Here is a 19,429-nt window from a genome sequence, read left to right on the forward strand (position 1 = left end):
GGAACGGAAGGGAGTACGATGATGACAAAAACAGGATTCAATCTGGCGGCTCTTCAATTCAATGAACAGGATTTTCAGGACGCGGGTCCGATCGCGGTTAATGAGCTGCGAGATTCGGATATTGCAGTCATCGGGATTAGCTGTAAAATTGCCGAAAGTGAAAATGCAGCTCAGTTTTGGGATCTTCTGCGGGCGGGGCAGGACGCCATACGCCCTTTTCCTGCCCGACGAAAAAGGGAGCTGGAGAGCCTCTTCCAAGCCGGGCTGTTAAATGAACAAACGGCATTAAATGAAGGTGGATTTCTAGAAGAAATTGATAAGTTCGACTATCCCTTTTTTCAACTTTCTCCGGCTGAAGCACGATTGATGGACCCAAACCAGCGACTGTTTTTGGAGTCTGCCTGGGCGGCGGTTGAAGATGCGGGGTACGGTGGTAAAATGCTTTCCGGTAGTCGGACAGGAGTCTATGTCGGCTACAGCAGTGATTTTGGTGAGGAGTACAAGCGGTTTATAGCAGAAATGGCTCCTTCATCAGCTTCTTCAGCGATTCCAGGTAATATCCATTCCATGATTGCCAGTCGGATCGCCTATCTGCTGGATTTAAAAGGGCCCAGTCTGTTGGTGGATACCGCATGTTCTTCATCTTTGGTGGCCATTCACCTGGCCTGCCGGGATTTGCGGCACGGCGATTGCGATACGGCGATTGCCGGCGGGGTAAAGGTCACACTTGTACCTATAAAAGAGGGAAAGGGCGGGGGGCTGGGTGTAGGCTCCTCGGATGACCGGACGAGAACGTTCGATAGCGTTTCAGATGGCACAGGTGGAGGAGAAGGTGTAGCCGCTGTTCTGCTCAAACCCTTGAAGCGGGCCATTCAGGATCAGGACCATATTTATGCTGTCATTAAAGGCAGTGCTGTGAACAATGACGGGACTTCAGCCGGGATTACGGCTCCCAATTCGCTGGCAGGAGAGGATGTCATTGTACGGGCCTGGAAGGATGCTGGGATTGACCCGGATACCATTACATATATTGAAGCTCATGGGACAGGCACCAAGCTGGGTGATCCAGTGGAGATTGATGGTATACGGAGAGCCTTTCGGCAGTATACCGACCGGAATCAATTTTGTGCCATAGGCTCGGTCAAAACCAATGTAGGTCACCTGGATAACAGTGCGGGAATCACGGGCTTTTTAAAGGCAGTGCTCGCTTTGGAGCATGCAGAAATTCCGGCGAGCCTACATTTTACCTACCCGAACCCGGATATTAGCTTTATTGATTCGCCTGTATATGTGAATGACAAGCTGCAGCCTTGGCCCAAGGAGGATTTTCCGCGACGCTGCGGAGTCAGTTCCTTCGGGCTCAGCGGTACGAACTGCCATGTCGTTCTGGAAGAGGCCCCGGCATGGGCTGAAATGCAGGATGGTGGCCAGTTGGAGCAGGAAACACCGGAAACGGTTCAGCTTTTTACGTTATCTGCTAAAAATGAAACAGTGCTTGCAGCCTATGTGAAGCAATATCAGCAATATGTCATGGAACCCAAAACCTATCCGTTACGCGATCTTTGTTATACCGCCAATACCGGACGAGGGCAGTATGGCTTTCGTCTAGCGATTCTGTGCCGGGATTGGGATGATCTGGGGGCAAAGCTGACTCAAATACAGACCTCAGGCTTCAGCGGACAAGCGCAACAAGAAGAGTTCATACCGGGTGTGTATTTTGGACGTCATAAGGTTGTATCTGCACAGAAGGAAAAAGAAGCAGGGGAGCTTACGCTGGAGGAATCCAGAAGACTGACAGCATCAGCCAAAGAGAAACTGACCCAGTCTTCATTCGAGTTCGATACGCTGGATTCTCTGTGCCGTATGTATGTTGAGGGAGCAGATGTGGAATGGGAGAGCTTGTATGAAGGCAAAGCGTGCCGCAGACGAAGCATTCCCACCTATCCTTTTGAGCCTAAGCGATGCTGGATAGAGGTAGAGGAGAAGGCAGTCGTTTCTCAGGCTTCCCATGTTCGAAAATTCACAGTGATGGAAACAACACATCCGCTTTTGGACTATTGTTTGGCAGAAACCGAGGATCAGGATATTTACCTGACCCGTTTCTCTGTTGGGCGTCATTGGGTACTAAGCGAGCATAAGATTATGGAAAACTGTATTGTACCAGGAACCACTTATCTGGAAATGGTTAGGGCAGGGTTGGAAAAATACAAGCGTCCAGGCAAGGTGCTGGAGCTATATGATATCCAGTTTATTTCTCCGCTCATCGTGGATGCAGAGGAAGAAAGAGAAGTACACACCGTTTTGCAACGGGAGGGTGAGACGTTTTCGTTTAAGGTATTAAGCCGGACGGGACCCTCAGTTCAGCCGTGGGAGCAGCATTGGGTAAGGCATGCACAGGGGCGCGCGGTATTTGTAAAGGCAGCCCAACCTGTTATGAGTCTGGGCGATATTCGGACTGAGTGCAACGATCAGGAAGTAGTAGTCGGTGAGAATCATGCCGAAGCGGCTGCTGCATTTTCATTCGGGCCGCGGTGGGAGACGCTGCGGACGATTGCAATTGGAACAGATCAAGTGTTGGCTAAGCTGGAGCTGCCCGTAGCCTATCAAATGGATGTAAGTCAATACGTGCTGCATCCCGCTTTGTTGGATGTGGCCGTCGGGGTAGCAAGCCAGAGTTTAGGAAATGGCCTGTTCCTGCCATTTTCATATCACAAGCTGCGCATTTACGACTCCCTCCCACGGCTTTGCTACAGCTATCTGCGCAAAAAAAATAAGGTCAGGGAAAGTGGAGAAATTTTAACGGTAGATGTGCTCATTCTGGGTGCCGAAGGTCAGGTACTGGTAGAAATTGAAGATTATGCAGTCAAACGTGTACACGAGGCGGATCTTAAACGAACCCGCTATACAGAACATCATAAATATCATCAGATTGTATGGAAAAAGCAAGAACAAGCACCCTCCGAGTATGAAGAAGATACAGTAACCCGGACCGCAAATGATTCAGTGTTACCCACACCGCTGGAAACAGTTTTATTATTCACAGATAACCGTCCGATCGGTGTAACGCTACGTGGATTGTTAGCGCACGAAGGGTATGATGTGGTTGAAGTGAAGCGGGGAGTCACCTTTACTAAAATGTCAGACCATGCTTACTTCTCTACTGGTTCCGAGGAAGATCATATACGCTTGTTGACAGAGATGCGATGTCAGAATGCTAAGAAACTGATATACCTCTGGAACGGGCAGTCTATGGTGCAGCTATTTCATCTGGCTAAGGCAATCGCAGAGACCAAGTCAGCTGTTAAGGAACTGACGGTGATCGCTGAGCAGGCTTATAAAGTGAATGAATTGGAAAATGAATTAAAACCAGAACATGCGGGCTTGTTTGGGCTGGCCCGGGTCATCGGTCAGGAATACCCTGATCTGAGCTGCCGTTGCCTCGATATAAATACAAGCACCCAGCCTTCAGAACTCATTCATTCCCTACGGCACGATGATGATACATTTCTGGTCGCTTGGCGTAACGGCGAACGTTATGTAGAGCAGATTGAACCTGTGGATCTGACGGAAAGCGAAGTTGACCCGATTACGATCAGACCGCAGGGAACCTATGTCATAACTGGGGGTACTGGCGGGCTGGGATTGGCAATCGGTAAATGGCTTGCTTCTAAAGGTCAGGTCACACTGGGATTGATAGGTCGCAAGCCTTTGCCACCCAAGGAGCAATGGGAGGCCATTGCAAACGCCGATTCCAACGGGAGCCCAAAAAACATAAGACAGAACTCAAATCCAGACATGAATACAAGGATGCAGAATACGGTTACCGCCTTACTGGAATTGGAGCAGCAGGGAGCGCAGGTAGAATATTATGCTGTCGATGTAGCTGACGAGACCGCTATGAAGCAAGCCTTGAATGAACTTCGCCACAAGTATGGGGCTATTCACGGTATCATCCATGCTGCGGGTGTGGCTGGAGACGGTTTTATGGCTCTCAAGAGCCAGGACCGCTTTACCGAGGTACTGGCTCCGAAGGTAACAGGCACACATGTGCTTGACCGAATCACCACTGCGGATACACTGGACTTTTTTATTCTTTTTTCATCTGTGACTTCACTGATGGGTGGACCAGGCCAAAGCGACTACACGGCAGCCAACGCCTATCTGGATGCCTTTGCCGAGTGGCGGAATCACTCCGGCCGACGTACGCTTGCCATCAACTGGGCTCCTTGGCAGGAAGTTGGGATGGCTTTTGAGCATGAGGTTGATTTCCAAGAGAGCTTATTTCAGGCTCTGTCCACACAAGAGGGACTGGCCGCTCTTGAACAATTATTGCTTCATCCCGTTCCCCGTGTCATTGTGGGTGGCTTGAATTACGCTCAGGTGGCCGCGCTGGATTCCGCTGCCATTCCTTTCGGATTTTCTCATGAAATGCGGGCTATTCTGGACCGTCATCGTCGGCTTCTGCATGACCATGCGGTCACGTCATCTGCTGCCGTGCGCCGTCCTGTGCAGTTGCGTGGTCGGGCAACAGAACAATATAGCTCATCTGAAAAGGTGATCGCAAGCATATGGGCGGAAGTGCTGGGGCTTGATGAGCTGAACATCTATGACAGTTTTTATGAGCTGGGAGGAGACTCCCTGATTGCTAGTAAAATGGTGGGACAGATGAATCAAAGCTTGTCCAAAAAAGTGGATATGAGCGATATCTTCAACTATATGACGGTCAGCGAATTAGCCCTGTATACGGATGGAGAAGCGAAGCAACCTCTTCTGACGGAAACGGAGCTGCCTGCACCCCAATCAGCTGACAAAAATCTGATCATTCATCCGGTGGAACAACGTGAGGTGTACCCAGCTTCCTCGACGCAACGTCGATTTTATATGATGCGTCAAATGGCAGGACATAGCACCTTGAACAATCTATGCAGTGCGATGACCATCACTGGTAATCTGGATCATCATCGGTTGGAGAAAGCCATATATGCGGTAATTCGTCGTCATAGCTCGCTGCGCACCGCTTTTGAGTTGCGGGATAACGAACTGGTACAGAGAGTGTACCCGGAGGTGGATTTTTCGCTGGAATATAGCGAAGGGGACGGGCGCGAACTCGAAGCGTATGTGGATGAATTTATCCGTCCTTTTGACCTGAATCGTGCGCCGCTGTTAAAGGCGAAGCTGATCCGGCTGAAGGACGATTCCCACCTCTTTCTGTGCGATGTTGACCATATTGCAGCCGATGGAGCCTCGATTGGTATTTTATTAAGTGAAATGATACAGGGCTATTCTGGACAGGATCTACCGCAACTGCCTATGCAATATACTGATTTTACATTGTGGCAAAATCAGCGTCTGGACAGTGCCGAAATGAAAAAGCAGGAGGCATACTGGCTGGACGTATTTAAGGGGACGCTGCCTGTACTTGATTTGCCTACAGATGAGCCGCGGGCAGCGCAAATGAGCAATGCCGGGGATGTCTATACATTTGATCTGAATGAGGAATTAACAGCTTTGGCTAAAAAAACAGCGGTACAGCATGGGGTTACGCTCTTTATGCTTCTGTACGCTGTCTATAGTACTTTATTGGCCAAATATGCGAATCAGGAAGAGATCATTATTGGCATTCCAAGCGCAGGTCGCCAGTCGGAAGAGGTTCAGCACATGATTGGGCTGTTCATCAATACGCTGGCCCTGCGAACTGCGCCAGCCGAAGATAAGCCTTTCGCAGCATATTTGCAGGAGGTTAAGAAGCACGCGCTTGAAGCCTATAAGCATGAGGATTATCCCTTTGAAATGCTGCTGAATCAGCTTGACGTACCGAGAGACCGGAGCCGGAACCCACTTTTTGATGTTCAGTTTATTTCCCAGAACTTTCGGGGGGAGCCGATGAGCATCAACGGGCTTCGCTTTACTCCGTTGGAAGCTAAGATGGAGGCTGTCCAAGTCGATCTGACAGTCATATGGGTTGAAAATGAAGGCAAGCTGCGTTTTCACTTTGAGTATGCGACCCAACTGTTCAAGGGAGAGACCATACGTCGGCTTGCGAGCTATTACAAGAATCTTTTACAAGAAGTTTGTGCTGATGCTTCGCGGCCGATTGGCCTCATTTCCATGAATCAGGCGGAAGAACAGCAGCGAACCCTGTACGAGTGGAATGAAACCCGGGTGAATTACCCACAGGAAAAGCTGGTTCACCAGTGGTTTGAAGAACAGGCAGAACAGCAACCTGAGCGGATTGCTGCCGTCTACGGAGAGCATTCGCTGACTTACAGCCAATTGAATATCAGAGCTAATCAGCTTGCCCGGCACTTGCTAACTTATCATTTGGTACCGGACCAAGCTGTCGGTATCCTGGTCCCCCGTTCGCTAGATATGCTGACCAGCATGCTTGCCGTACTCAAAGTAGGAGCAGCCTATGTCCCTATGGACCCGGAACATCCGACGGAGCGGGTGGCCTACATGCTGGAGGACAGCGGCGTGTCTCTGCTCCTAACTTCTACGGACACCGTCAGCATCGACACGCTTCGTTTTACAGGGTCCGTCATGGATGTAAGTGATCCGGCCTTGTACAGCGTAGATGCTGATAATCTAGCTTTTGCACTTGCAGGCAAGGAGCCTGTGGCACCTCACCATTTGGCTTATATTTTGTACACGTCAGGATCATCCGGTAAGCCCAAAGGAGTCATGGTTGAGCATAGAAATGTAACGAATTACATCACGGCTTTCCAGCATGAATTCCATCTAACGGCTGAGGACGTAGTGCTCCAGCAGGCAGCCATTACCTTTGATGCATCCGTGGAGGAAATATACCCTACATTGGCAGCAGGGGGAACGCTGGCTATGGTTTCACGGGATGAACTGAAGGACATCCAATTGCTGAACCAATTCATTCGCCAGCAGCAAGTGACCGTGGTCAGCGCCTCGCCGTTTATTTTAAATGAGCTGAATCAACTGCCCCCTTTCCCGCATATTCGCACTTATATTAGCGGGGGGGATGTGCTGAAAAGTGAATATGTCACCCAGTTGTTGCGCTCGGCAAAGGTCTACAATACGTACGGACCAACAGAAGCGACCGTCTGTGCTACCTATTATTGTGTGCCGGATATTCCAGCTGTCCATCCATTGCCTGTCGGACGGCCTGTAGCCAATGCTGAGGTATACATCATGAATCGCAGGGGTACGGATGTTATGCCTATCGGGGTACCCGGTGAAATATGCCTTTCAGGCTGGGGAGTTGCACGCGGCTATATGAACCGCCCCGAACTGACGCAGCAGCAGTTTGTAGCAAATCCGTGGATACCGGGCGAGCGGATGTACAAAACGGGTGATCTGGGCAGATATCTTGAAGATGGGCAAATTCAATTTTTAGGAAGAGTCGATCAGCAGGTTAAAGTGCGGGGTTACCGCATTGAGCCGGGCGAGGTTGAAAAATCGTTGCTCCAGCACCCGCGTATACAGGATGGAGTGGTGTTGGTTCAGGAAGTCCAGCCTGGTATGCATGAGCTATGCGCCTATATCGTTACAGATCAGGAATTGTCGGTGGCAGAACTGAAGACCCATCTGTCGGTAACCTTGCCTGAATATATGATTCCGTCTTACTTTGTTCGAGTCGATGAGATCCCGTTAACACATCACGGAAAAATCGACCGTCATGCTTTACCGCAAGTTAATGAAAGTATCAAGGTCGGTACGGCCTATGTGCAGCCAGCTTCACCCCTGGAAGAGCGCTTGGTTGAGCTTTGGTCGGAAATCCTGCACCGGGAGCAGATTGGCACACAGGATGACTTCTTCCTGCTGGGCGGGCAATCCTTGCTGGCAACCAAGCTGGTCTACCTTATTAACAAGGAATGGAATGTAAATCTGACACTGCGCGATTTCTTCCGGGCAGGGACGGTTCAAGGGTTAGCGACATGGATAGAAGAAATTCAATCGGGCCGTGAACGTGGAATATTAGTGGAACAGGAGGGATTAATCAAGCCCTTTAATCTCCGGCAAAAGCCATTGTTCCGCGTTCAGGTTATTCATCAGCCTGCCAACCGTCATTTGCTGTTCATTGATATGCATCATATTATTACGGACGGTCTTTCCCAGGAGATAATCGTCGAGGAATTTGCTCGTTTATACGGGGGCATGAACTTACCGGAATTGACGATCCAGTATAAAGACTATGCCGTGTGGCAGCGTGAGTTTTTGAACAGTGTGGAATTCCGTCAGCAGGAGCAGTTTTGGCTGGAGCTTTTTCAAGGGGAAATTACAGAGCTGGAATTGCCTACGGATTTTTCACGCCCCGATGTGAGAAGAGGTGAAGGGCAAGCCATTCATTTTGAGCTGGATCAGGAATGGACGTGGAAGTTAAAACGCTTTGCCCTGCAACAAAATGTCACGGTATTTATGGTTCTACTGGCGGCCTATAACCTATTGCTGGCCAAAGCCAGTGGGCAGGAAGATATTATCGTCGGCATTCCGGTATCCGGCAGAACTCATGCGAGCCTGAGTCCTCTTGTCGGCATGTTCGTCAATACGTTGGCCCTTCGCAACACGCCGAAGAAGGACATGACAGTGCACGAATTTTTAATGCAGGTAAAGGAACGTTCTCTTCAGGCTTTTGAGCATCAGGACTATCCGTTTGAGCAACTGGTTGAGAAGTTGAATTTGGCTGGCCAAACAAGTCGCAATCCGCTGTTCGATACCATGTTTGCATTATTGAACGAATCTTCCCGTACCATCGTAGAATTACCCGGCCTGAAACTGACTCCATGTGATGAAGCGGAGTATACAGGAGCACAATTCGATTTAACATTTACCGCAGCTATGACCGACGAGCATATCGAATGTATCCTTCAATACGATGTAGATCTCTTTACCGGGGAGACGGTGGAACGCTTGAGCCGGGAATTCCTTCAAATCTTACACACTGTCCTTGTCAATCCACAGCAAAAGATTGGAGAGCTTCGGATAGAAAAGGTGGCAGTTGACCCGAATCAGCGGGACAGAGAGGAAATACTTGAGTCAGCAAGCGTCCACAAGGAAGAGGACTGGGTGAGTGAGCTTGCCATAGCGGCTTCGGAATCGGTGAACGAGGCGGAATGGAAGACACTTGTCCATGATTACAATCAGACAGACATGGGTCCGGGGTCCGTAAAGCTGTTACATCAATATTTCGAGGTTCAAGCAAGCCGAAACCCTGAGCAGATCGCTCTCATTTCCGGTCAACAGGAGATCAGCTACGGAGAAGTGAATCGACGGGCGAATCTGGTTGCACATAGCCTACTGGACTCCGGTACCCGGCCGGAGCAAATAGTAGCTATTGTTATGGAGCGCTCACCGGAAATGATTGTTGCTTTATTGGGCGTGTTAAAAGCAGGGGCGGCGTACCTCCCCATTCATCCAGCCGATCCAAAGGAACGGATTCGCTACATCCTGGCAGACGCTGGTGCCGAATGGATTCTGACCCATCAGCAATGCCATGCCAACTGGGTAGATGAAGGAATCCAGCAGGTCATCGACGTTGACTTACTGTGTCAGGATCAGCAAGAACGAGGTAATCCAGAGCTTGTCATCCAGCCTGATCATCTAGCTTATGTCATCTTCACCTCCGGCTCAACGGGGCAGCCCAAAGGGGTGATGGTGGAGCATCACGCCTTTAGTGCGCGAGTGGTATGGCTGGCACAACAGCTTGGTTTAAGGGAGCAGGACACGGTGCTGCAAAAAGCATCCTATACCTTTGATGGTTCCATCGTCGAGCTTTTCAGCTGGTTCATGGGCGGAGGACGATTGGTGTTATTGGAGGCAGGTGCAGAAACGGATACCCGTCAAATGCTGGATACCATTCACAGGCATCAGGTTACAGTGGCTTTCTTCATTCCTACTGTGCTGCAAATGTTTTTGTCAGAGCTTTCAGTCGAGGATACAATCCAAGCAGCCACTTTGCGTTGGGTCATGTCGGGTGGCGAACAGATAGGCCAGGAGCAGGTGCGAAGTTTTAATCTGAAGTTCCCGGAAGCGAGATTACTTAATCTGTATGGGCCTACGGAAGCCAGTGTGTTTGCAACAGCCTATACGTGTACGTCTGTATCTTCCGAAGGTCCGATTCCGATCGGACGGCCTGTGGGCAACACCCGGGCGTATATTTTAAATCAGGAGCTGGCGTTGGTTGGTTTGGGGCAGGTAGGAGAGCTTTGTCTGGGAGGGTGCCATCTGGCACGCGGGTATGTACATCTGGATGGACTTACGGCAGAGCGTTTTATCCCCAATCCTTTTGTACCAGGTGAACGAATCTATCGGACAGGCGATCTTGCCCGGATGCTGCCTAGCGGCGAGATTGTTTACATGGGACGGTCGGATCAAATGGTGAAAATCGGAGGCTACCGGATTGAGACAGGTGAAATTGAAACAGCCCTCTTGCAAAATAACGACATTCAGCAGGCGGCTGTACTTGATTTGACAGATGAGCAGGGCAACAAGTATTTGTGTGCTTATCTGGTTGTGCAAACCGACTGTACAGTTCGAGAACTGCGGGCATTTTTGCTGGAACGATTGCCGGAATATATGATTCCTTTACGTTTTATGAAGGTGGAAACGATGCCTCTTGGTTCAAGCGGAAAGCTGGACCGTAAGGCGTTAAATACCTTGGGGGTAGAGTTGCCTTCCGGCAAAGAGCATACACAGCCCCGCAACGAAATGGAACAGCAACTGCTCCTGTTGTGGGCGGACATTTTCAAAACAGGCGCAGTAGGTATAGATGATCATTTCTTTGAGTTTGGCGGAGATTCGTTGCTCGCTTACCAGTTCATTTTGCGTGTGCGTCAAATGTTGGCCATCGAGATTACTTTAAAGGAACTTTTTGCAGCTCCGACTATTCGACAACTTTCAGATCACATAAGCTCCAGAAGAGTTGAGTGTCATCACGAGGATGAAGCGACAGTCCGTTCCTTGATCCCTGCTGCGACTCCAAGCGCCCATTATCCGGCCTCGTCTGCTCAAATGCGTCTTTTTATGATGCACGAGCTGAATCCAGAGGATCTAAGCTATAATCTACCGGGCGCCATGATGCTGGAAGGAGAACTGGACCTGGCCAGACTTGAGGGAGCCTTCCAAGCGCTTATTCAGCGTCACGAAGCTTTTAGGACCACATTTGATGTGATCAACGGCGAGATTGTTCAGCTTATTCATGAATCTGTTCCGTTTGCCATTGAGTTTTTCAGAACAGAGGAAACCGAGATTAGCAACATACTTCGGGGCGATGGAAAGCTTATGAGAGAAGTCATCCCAGTTCAGCAGCATGCACTGTCATCAGTAAAAGTAGAGAAAAAAGAACGCCGACGGAGGGAGATTTAGCATCATGCATTATGAAGGATATGAAACATCTTCGGCGCAAAAACGGCTATATCTGATTCATGATCTTCTCGGACCTAACATCATCTATAATATGCCCAGCATTCGAATCATCAAAGGAGCGCTGGAGCCAGAGCGGCTGTACAGAGCATGGTGTAGGCTGACAGAACGTCATGAGGGCTTGCGAACGTCCTTTATTCAAAAGGACGGCGAGGTTTTACAACTCGTCCATGAATCCATCGATGTATCGATTCCCTATAGAGAACGTTCGGATCAGAGTACGGATAAGCTTGTTAACGAGTTTATCCGTCCGTTCAATCTGAACGAGGCCCCTCTATGGCGGGCTGAGCTTGTACCTTTGGTTGATGGGGAGATTCTGTTCCTGTTTGATATCCACCATATCATCGCGGATGCGGTAACCATCAACATTATATTTGAAGAGCTGATGGCTCTATATCAGGGACAGGAGCTTGCTCCATTAGAGTTTCAGTATGTCGATTATACGATCTGGCAAAACGATCAATTAAGTGATATTCATATTCAGAAACAGGGTGAATTTTGGCTGAACCAATTTACAGAGGATGTTCCTCTGCTGTCGCTGCCTACAGATGGAAAAGGCTTAAGGTCCGATTACAGCGGCGGGATCGTATCGTACTCGATTGAAGCTAACACGGCTCACTCCTTGCGTGCATTATGCTTGCAGCACAATGTTACGTTGTATATGGTTCTACTCGCCGCGTACAGCATCCTTCTGTCCAAATATGCCGGACAGGAGGATCTGGTCATCGGAACACCTGTCGCCGGAAGGACTCATTCCGAGTTTGAAGGGATTGTGGGCATGTTCGTGAACACGCTCGCCTTGCGTCAGAAACCGCAGAGAACCAAGCGGTTCTCTGATTTTCTGGAAGAAGTGGCAGACCGAACTTTTGCTGCGTTTGAGCATCAGGACTACCCCTTTGATATGCTGGTGGAGCAGGTCAATCCTGAACGAATCAGTGGTCGTAATCCTTTATTTGATGCTTGCTTTGTATTGGAAAATGTACCGCAGCCTGTCGTGCAGGCAACAGAGGTCACGTTTTCTCCTTATACTTTTGAACATAAAATCGCTAAATTTGATATCACCTTGTATGCATACGAAATGCAGGAGGGTATCGGGCTGGAACTGGAATATCGCAAAGCGTTGTTTACGGAGGAAAGCGCCCGCCGGATGCTACGACATTTTACCAGAATTGTCGAAATCATTGGCGAACAACCCGATATTCGGATTGAAGACATTGATATGGTTACAGAAGAAGAGCGCACCGTTTTACTTCATACTTTTAATCAGACCCACAGCAAAAATGCATACGAAAAAAATTCGCATGGGGTAACCATCCATCGACTGTTCGAACAGCAAGTGATACGGACGCCTGACCATCCAGCCGTGAGGTGGAAAGAAAAGCAACTAACGTATGATGAATTAAATGAACGTGCCAATCAATTGGCGCGGGTTTTACGGCAAAAGGGAGTTCAGGCAGAAGATGTCGTCGGTATTTTAGCTACTCCTGCGTTGGAGATGATTGTTGGTATTTTAGCTATTTTGAAGGCCGGGGCCGCTTATTTACCGATTGATCCGCTCTACCCAGATGAACGGATTCAATATCTATTACAGGATAGTCAGGCGAAAATATGCCTTCTACCGACTGCCAGCACCAGACGCTTTCCTGGGGTGGACATGTTACTGCTCACAGACCCGAGTCTCTATACGGGAGAACCCCGTAATCTGGAGGACAGCAATCAGGCGCACAATGTGATGTACATCATTTATACTTCGGGGTCTACAGGACAACCAAAGGGTGTAATGATTGAGCATCAATCCTTTGCTCGCCTAGTGTTAGAGCCAGGGCCGTTGGCTATTACGCAAGAGGATCGAATATTGCAGACGTGTTCCCTGGCCTTTGATGTGTCGGTTTTTGAACTGTGGGGAACACTGCTGAGCGGGGCAACCTTGTATCTCATTGAAAAAGAAGAGCTTTTATCTGCCGACATACTCGGCAAGAGGATGGCACAGTATGGAATCACGATGGCATGGTTCACGGCTCCTTTGCTAAATCAGCTGATTGATGAGAAACCTTCCATCTTTACTGGACTTCGATTGATCATGACCGGGGGAGACGCCTTGTCTCCGCAGCATATGAATCTCCTTCGCGCCGCCCAGCCGGATTTAACGATTGTCAATGCCTACGGTCCTTCGGAGAATACTATTTTTACGTCGTTCCATACGATTCAGGAGGACTATGACCATAACGTGCCGATTGGCAAGCCTGTCGCCAATACACAGGTCTATATCCTGAGCGCGTCCAATCAACTTCAGCCCATTGGAGTACCGGGTGAGCTGTGCATTGGAGGTGAAGGATTGGCGCGTGGCTATTTGGCTCGGGAGGAATTAACGGCAGCCAAATTTGTTTCTCATCCCTGGCTCCCAGAAGAGCGTATGTACCGTTCTGGAGATTGTGCCCGATGGCTGGCTGACGGAACGCTTGTTTTTTTGGGTCGCATGGATCACCAGGTCAAAATTCGGGGCTTTCGTATTGAAACCGGCGAAGTTGAGGCACGGCTTGCACATATAGAGGGGATTCAGGAAGCAGTCGTGCTTGTTCGTCAGCACAGCGACGGGATCAAATACCTCTGTGCTTACTTTGTTTCCGACGTAGAAATGTCACAGGCAGAAGTCCGGCTGGAGCTGGCTACATATTTACCGGATTATATGATTCCTGCCTGTCTGATCCGACTTCCGCGTTTGCCACTGAATGTGAATGGCAAAATTGATCGGAACGCGTTGCCAGAGCCTGATCTTGAAGCACTGCGGGAGAATGAATATGTCCCTCCTTGCAATGAACTGGAACAGGAGCTGGTTCGCATCTGGTCGATGGTTCTGCCCACGAACCTGCCGACGGATCGCATTGGTGTAACGGACAATTTTTTCACCCTGGGAGGAAGCTCGCTCAAGGCTACCAAGCTGGTTTCACTAGTTTTGCGTGAGTTAGGGATAGACCTACCGCTCACCAAATTATTTACTTTTCCTACTATCCGCCTACTGGCAAGTGCATTGCAGGGAAAGGAAAGAAGTGTGTTTCCAGCCAGAGCAGACACGCTTGTCCTCTTAAAGCCCGGCACAGCGCAGGATAAGCACCTTTTTTTCATCCATGATGGAAGCTTGGATGTCAGTTGCTACATGGAATTGGTCAACGGACTTACAGCTACTTGGAATTATTGGGGCATAAAAATGGATGCTTCGATTCTTGCTGAAAATAAAACAGCTGGGATGAAGGAAGCGGCACACCGATATGTGAATCAATTGAAAAGCATTCAGGAAACAGGCCCGTATTATGTTGCGGGGTGGAGTATGGGTGGAACGCTTGCTTTCGAAATAACCCGACAATTGGAAGAACAAGAAGAACGTGTCGAACTTTTGGCCATTCTGGACACACTGCCACCTTTGAAGTATGGCAAGGAAGATCACTGGGACCACCATATTCAGGAACTGGAGAGGATGGAAGAAACGTTGGATTTATCGCTTTGGAAGCGAGCATTTCCAGCCAGTGTACTCCCCTTGCTACCGGAATTTAATGAGTTGGGACGGAGTGAATTACTAGAACGCTTTAAAAGTGTGAATCATTGGGTGAAAATGCAGCATGTCTACCAGCCCGATCGAGCTGTAAAGGCCCCTGTATGTTTGTTTATTTCAGAACATACCTGGGAATTAGGATATAAAGGATGGGAATTGTATTGTAAGGGGGAAATGTTCACGCATAAAGTGCCTGGCGATCATTTCTCTATCGTAAAAGGAGCCCAAGCCGTGTCTGTAGGTTTGGTGCTGAATACATTTTTGAGGTAAGATTATGCTCCTGCTTGGAGGTTGAAGACCCCAAGCAGGAGTATTTATTTGATATGATCGTGTAAGTTGGTTTGTAATATTAATTGACATGATGTATAAAAACATATGGTAATGTATGAAAAACCCCCTTGTCTGCTTCCAGATTTTATAGTAAAGTATCCAATAATCAACTTTGTTTGAACATAATATTCACTGTTTGTGAGTATATATCACACTTTCACCACGACCTCACATACTCCTCTTTCTATTTATTACATCACATCTATTCATTACCCTACAGCATCTCTTACACCACTAGATTATGAACACTTCTGTCCTACTACACCTATTTGATGAACTCGGAACCTGGGACCACAGCTTGAGGACAAGCTTGTCATGTCAATCCAAAGGAATTGGCATTCATCCGGTATCAACGAATTAACAATATATAAGGTGTGAAAGGGGTTTGCTGCATGAGCAAAAAGTATGCAAAACACAAAATCTGGACCGTTCTGCTGGTGCTTGCGCTAGGAGCTGTTTTGGCGCTTTCCGGTTGTGGGGGATCAGGTGAAGGAGCAAAGCCAGAGGCAGGGAAAACACCAAGTGGAGCAGGAGAGGGCGTGCAGGACACGCTTATTTATGGACGCGGCGGAGATTCCGTGGCGCTAGATCCTGCCATTGTGACTGAAAGCGAGTCGCTAAAAATCGGAATGCAAGTGTTCGACACACTGCTGGAATATAAGGAAAATACAACGGAGATCCAACCGGGGCTTGCAGAGAGCTGGGAAGTATCACCGGATGGACTGGTCTATACGTTCAAGCTGCGTCAGGGTGTGAAATTCCATGACGGAAGTGACTTTAACGCAGAAGCGGTTGTGTTTAACTTTGACCGCTGGGCTGATCCGAAAAGTCCATACAAATTTGAAGGTGACTCGTTTGACTATTATGATTCTATGTTCGGTCCTGAAGGAAGTAGGGTGATTAAGGAGGTTAAAGCGGTAGATGCGAACAGCGTCCAATTTACACTAAACAAGCCGCAGGCGCCGTTTTTACAAAATATCGCTATGCCATCCTTTAGTATTTCAAGTCCCAAGGCTATTCAGGAGAAAAAGGCTGATTTCAAGAGTAATCCGGTCGGCACGGGTCCTTTTGTATTTAAGGAATGGAAACGGAACGATACCATCACGCTGGAGAAGAATCCAAACTATTGGAAAGAGGGGCAGCCGAAGCTGGCTAAGATCATTGTTCGTTCCATACCCGACAATACCGCGAGATTTAATGCTCTGCAAAACGGGGAAATTGACCTGATGGAGGATTTGAACCCGGATGATGCAAAGCAGTTAGACGGTAATAGCGAGTTGGTGAAAATTGAACGTCCCTCCTTTAATGTGGCGTACATTGGCTTTAATTTAAAGAAAAAAACCTTCAATAATCCCAAGGTACGGCAGGCACTGAATCACGCAGTGAACAAGCAGGCCATTATTGATGCATTGTTTGCAGGGCAGGCTAAGCCTGCGGTCAATCCGATGCCACCTACGTTATGGGGGTACAACGATAGTATTCAGGACTACGCCTATGATCTGGATAAGGCTAAATCTTTGCTAGCGGAAGCGGGCTTTCCTAACGGGCTTCCCGAGCCGTTAACCTTCTATGCAATGCCCGTATCTCGTCCTTATATGCCTGACGGAAAAAAGGTGGCAGAGGCCATTCAAGCCGATTTTGAAAAAATAGGCGTCAAAGTAAACATCCAATCCCCGGAATGGGCCACGTATCTGGATGATGTTAAGGCGGGGGAAAAGGATGATCTGTATATGCTGGGATGGAACGGGGATAATGGTGACCCGGATAATTTCCTTTATACATTGCTGGACAAGGATACGATTCCAGGCAATAACCGCAGTTTTTATGTGAATGAGGAACTTCATAAAATATTGGTGAAGGCTCAGGTTGAGGTCGACCAGAACAAGCGTGGGGAACTGTATAAACAAGCACAAGTGATTATTAAACAGGATGCGCCGTGGATTCCATTGGTTCATAGCACACCGCTGATGGCAGGTAAAGCGAACCTCAAGGGTTTTGTACCTTCTCCGGCAGGTATTGAAGCGTACGGAAATATTTATTTTGAATAGCCCAAACGCAAGCAGGCGGTGAATCTGATATGAATTCATATATTGTGAAAAGACTGGCTATATTGATTCCTGTATTACTGGGCATGACGCTCATCGTTTTTTCCATTATTCATGCCATTCCGGGAGATCCGGCGGAAACCATACTGGGAGATAAGGCTACGGAACAGTCCAAGCAGGCGCTACGTGAGCAATTGGGGCTGGATAAGCCGTGGTTACAGCAATATGGGACCTATTTAGGTGAGCTGGCACAAGGGGACTTGGGCGATTCCATTCGCACCAGGCAGCCGATTGCCCGGGAAATGCTTCCTTATCTGGCGGCTACGCTGGAGTTGACAGTAGCAAGCATGTTTTTTGCTGTAGTAGTCGGAATGAACGCCGGCATCGTGAGTGCCTGGAAGCGAAATTCCTGGTTTGACTATGTCAGTATGGTCATTGCCCTGGTCGGAGTATCGATGCCGATTTTTTGGCTGGGCTTGATGGAGCAATGGATCTTTGCAAATAAACTGCATTGGCTTCCTTCCATCGGACGCATGAATTCTCGTGATCCGGTGGAAGCTGTGACGCATTTAGCCGTGATTGATGCGTTCATAGGTGGACGTATGGATCAGGTGTGGACCGTCATCAAGCATTTGATCCTGCCCAGTATCGCACTTGGAACGATTCCAATGGCGGTCATTGCGCGCATTACTCGTTCCAGCATGCTGGAGGTTATGGATGCGGACTATATCCGTACAGCTCGGGCGAAGGGGCTGGCATCTTTTCAAGTCGTGTACAAACATGCGCTTAAAAATGCTGCGATCCCCGTACTTACTGTCATCGGTCTTCAGACTGGCTCACTACTGGGAGGCGCGGTACTGACAGAAACCATTTTTGCCTGGCCTGGCATCGGACGGTACATTTTTGAAGCGATCAGCTCGCGTGACTATCCGGTTATTCAAAGCGGAATTCTGATCATTGCGTTCCTGTTCGTCATCATTAATCTGATTGTCGATTTGCTGTACGCGGTGCTCGACCGGCGTATCCGTTATCAGTAATCAAGTCGCCAATTGTTCAAGGGGGAGCTTGTCCGATGTCACAATTTTCAATGGAACCCAACAACATACCGACGACACGCAGCACATTGGCGCATTTGCCTGTCGTGACTGGCCCTTGGAGAGACGCATGGAGGGCTTTCCGTCACAATAAAATGGCGTTCGTCGGCCTGAGCATTATTATCTTCTTTGTCATCATTGCTTTGATCGCGCCGTGGATTGCTCCTTTTGACTATAAAGAGCAAAATTTGGTGAGCCGTTTGCAGCCTCCTTCTGCGGAGCATTGGTTCGGTACGGATGATCTCGGTCGAGATTTACTGACTCGCACGCTGTATGGAGCCAGAATCTCGTTGTGGGTCGGTTTCTTGTCTGTTATTGGTTCAATGATTGTAGGAACAGCCTTAGGTTTAATCGCAGGATTTTACGGAAAATGGGCAGATATGGCCATTTCGCGACTATTCGACATTTTACTGGCATTTCCGGGGATTTTGCTGGCCATTGCTATTGTGGCCATTTTAGGGCCTTCATTGGAAAATGCGTTGTACGCCATTGCCATTGTCAATGTGCCAACGTATGGGCGGTTAGTTCGCTCTAAGGTGCTGAGTGTCAAAACGGAGGAGTATATCACTTCTGCTAGAGCGCTTGGAGCCAATAATACACGAATCATCCTCCGTTATATTTTGCCTAACAGCCTGACACCGATCATCGTACAGGGAACGTTGGGGATCGGAACGGCCATCATTGAAGCGGCAGCGCTTGGATTTCTGGGCTTGGGTGCACAACCTCCTGAGCCAGAGTGGGGTAAAATGTTGTCCGATTCGCGGCAATATATCCAGAACGCGCCGTGGACAGTTATTTTTCCGGGGGTATCTATCATGCTGACCGTATTGGGATTTAACCTGATGGGAGACGGCCTGCGGGATGTGCTTGACCCGAGGGCGAAGCGGTGAGGTATATAAACTGAACTTAAGAGTTACTATTAGCGCCACTGCGCAGTCAGATGATGCTTCCCATCGCCACCGCCCCCGGATTTCTAAAATAAGGCCAATGATTATGGTAGAAATTCGGGGACAAAAGCGACC

At 48.7% G+C, this 19,429-nt stretch carries 5 protein-coding genes; all 5 read left to right on the forward strand.

The annotated features are described in order from the left end of the window. Window positions 1–18 precede the first annotated feature (18 nt). The 5 genes from JOE49_RS11570 to nikC all read left to right on the forward strand — a co-directional run bounded on the left by JOE49_RS11570 (window position 19) and on the right by nikC (window position 19,297). Window positions 19–11,334 (forward strand): hybrid non-ribosomal peptide synthetase/type I polyketide synthase, encoded by an 11,316-nt coding sequence (locus JOE49_RS11570; protein ID WP_245248371.1) that lies wholly within the window; start codon window positions 19–21, stop codon window positions 11,332–11,334. A gap of 4 nt (window positions 11,335–11,338) precedes the next feature. Then, complete coding sequence (locus tag JOE49_RS11575) at window positions 11,339–15,208, forward strand: non-ribosomal peptide synthetase (RefSeq protein ID WP_209941240.1); 3,870 nt, start codon at window positions 11,339–11,341, stop codon at window positions 15,206–15,208. A 452-nt stretch (window positions 15,209–15,660) separates the two neighbouring features. Continuing rightward, the gene (locus JOE49_RS11580; RefSeq protein ID WP_068938672.1) at window positions 15,661–17,316 is read left to right on the forward strand and encodes an ABC transporter substrate-binding protein; all 1,656 of its coding nucleotides are present in this window, start codon (window positions 15,661–15,663) and stop codon (window positions 17,314–17,316) included. Window positions 17,317–17,345: 29 nt separating this feature from the next. Beyond that, the gene (locus JOE49_RS11585) at window positions 17,346–18,350 is read left to right on the forward strand and encodes an ABC transporter permease (protein ID WP_053324844.1); all 1,005 of its coding nucleotides are present in this window, start codon (window positions 17,346–17,348) and stop codon (window positions 18,348–18,350) included. Window positions 18,351–18,385: 35 nt separating this feature from the next. Next, a complete protein-coding gene (gene nikC / locus JOE49_RS11590; protein ID WP_025720529.1) occupies window positions 18,386–19,297 on the forward strand; it encodes a nickel transporter permease in 912 nt (303 codons plus the stop codon). The last annotated feature ends 132 nt before the right edge of the window (window positions 19,298–19,429 follow it).

The sequence above is a fragment of the Paenibacillus sp. PvR133 genome, assembly GCF_017833155.1.
Lineage (GTDB): Bacteria > Bacillota > Bacilli > Paenibacillales > Paenibacillaceae > Paenibacillus > Paenibacillus polymyxa_B.

Bases quoted from the DNA above. Each gene is read 5' to 3' on its own strand.
- JOE49_RS11570 (WP_245248371.1), top strand. From the start codon at position 19: ATGATGACAAAAACAGGATTCAATCTGGCGGCTCTTCAATTCAATGAA.
- JOE49_RS11575 (WP_209941240.1), top strand. From the start codon at position 11,339: ATGCATTATGAAGGATATGAAACATCTTCGGCGCAAAAACGGCTATAT.
- JOE49_RS11580 (WP_068938672.1), top strand. From the start codon at position 15,661: ATGAGCAAAAAGTATGCAAAACACAAAATCTGGACCGTTCTGCTGGTG.
- JOE49_RS11585 (WP_053324844.1), top strand. From the start codon at position 17,346: ATGAATTCATATATTGTGAAAAGACTGGCTATATTGATTCCTGTATTA.
- nikC (WP_025720529.1), top strand. From the start codon at position 18,386: ATGTCACAATTTTCAATGGAACCCAACAACATACCGACGACACGCAGC.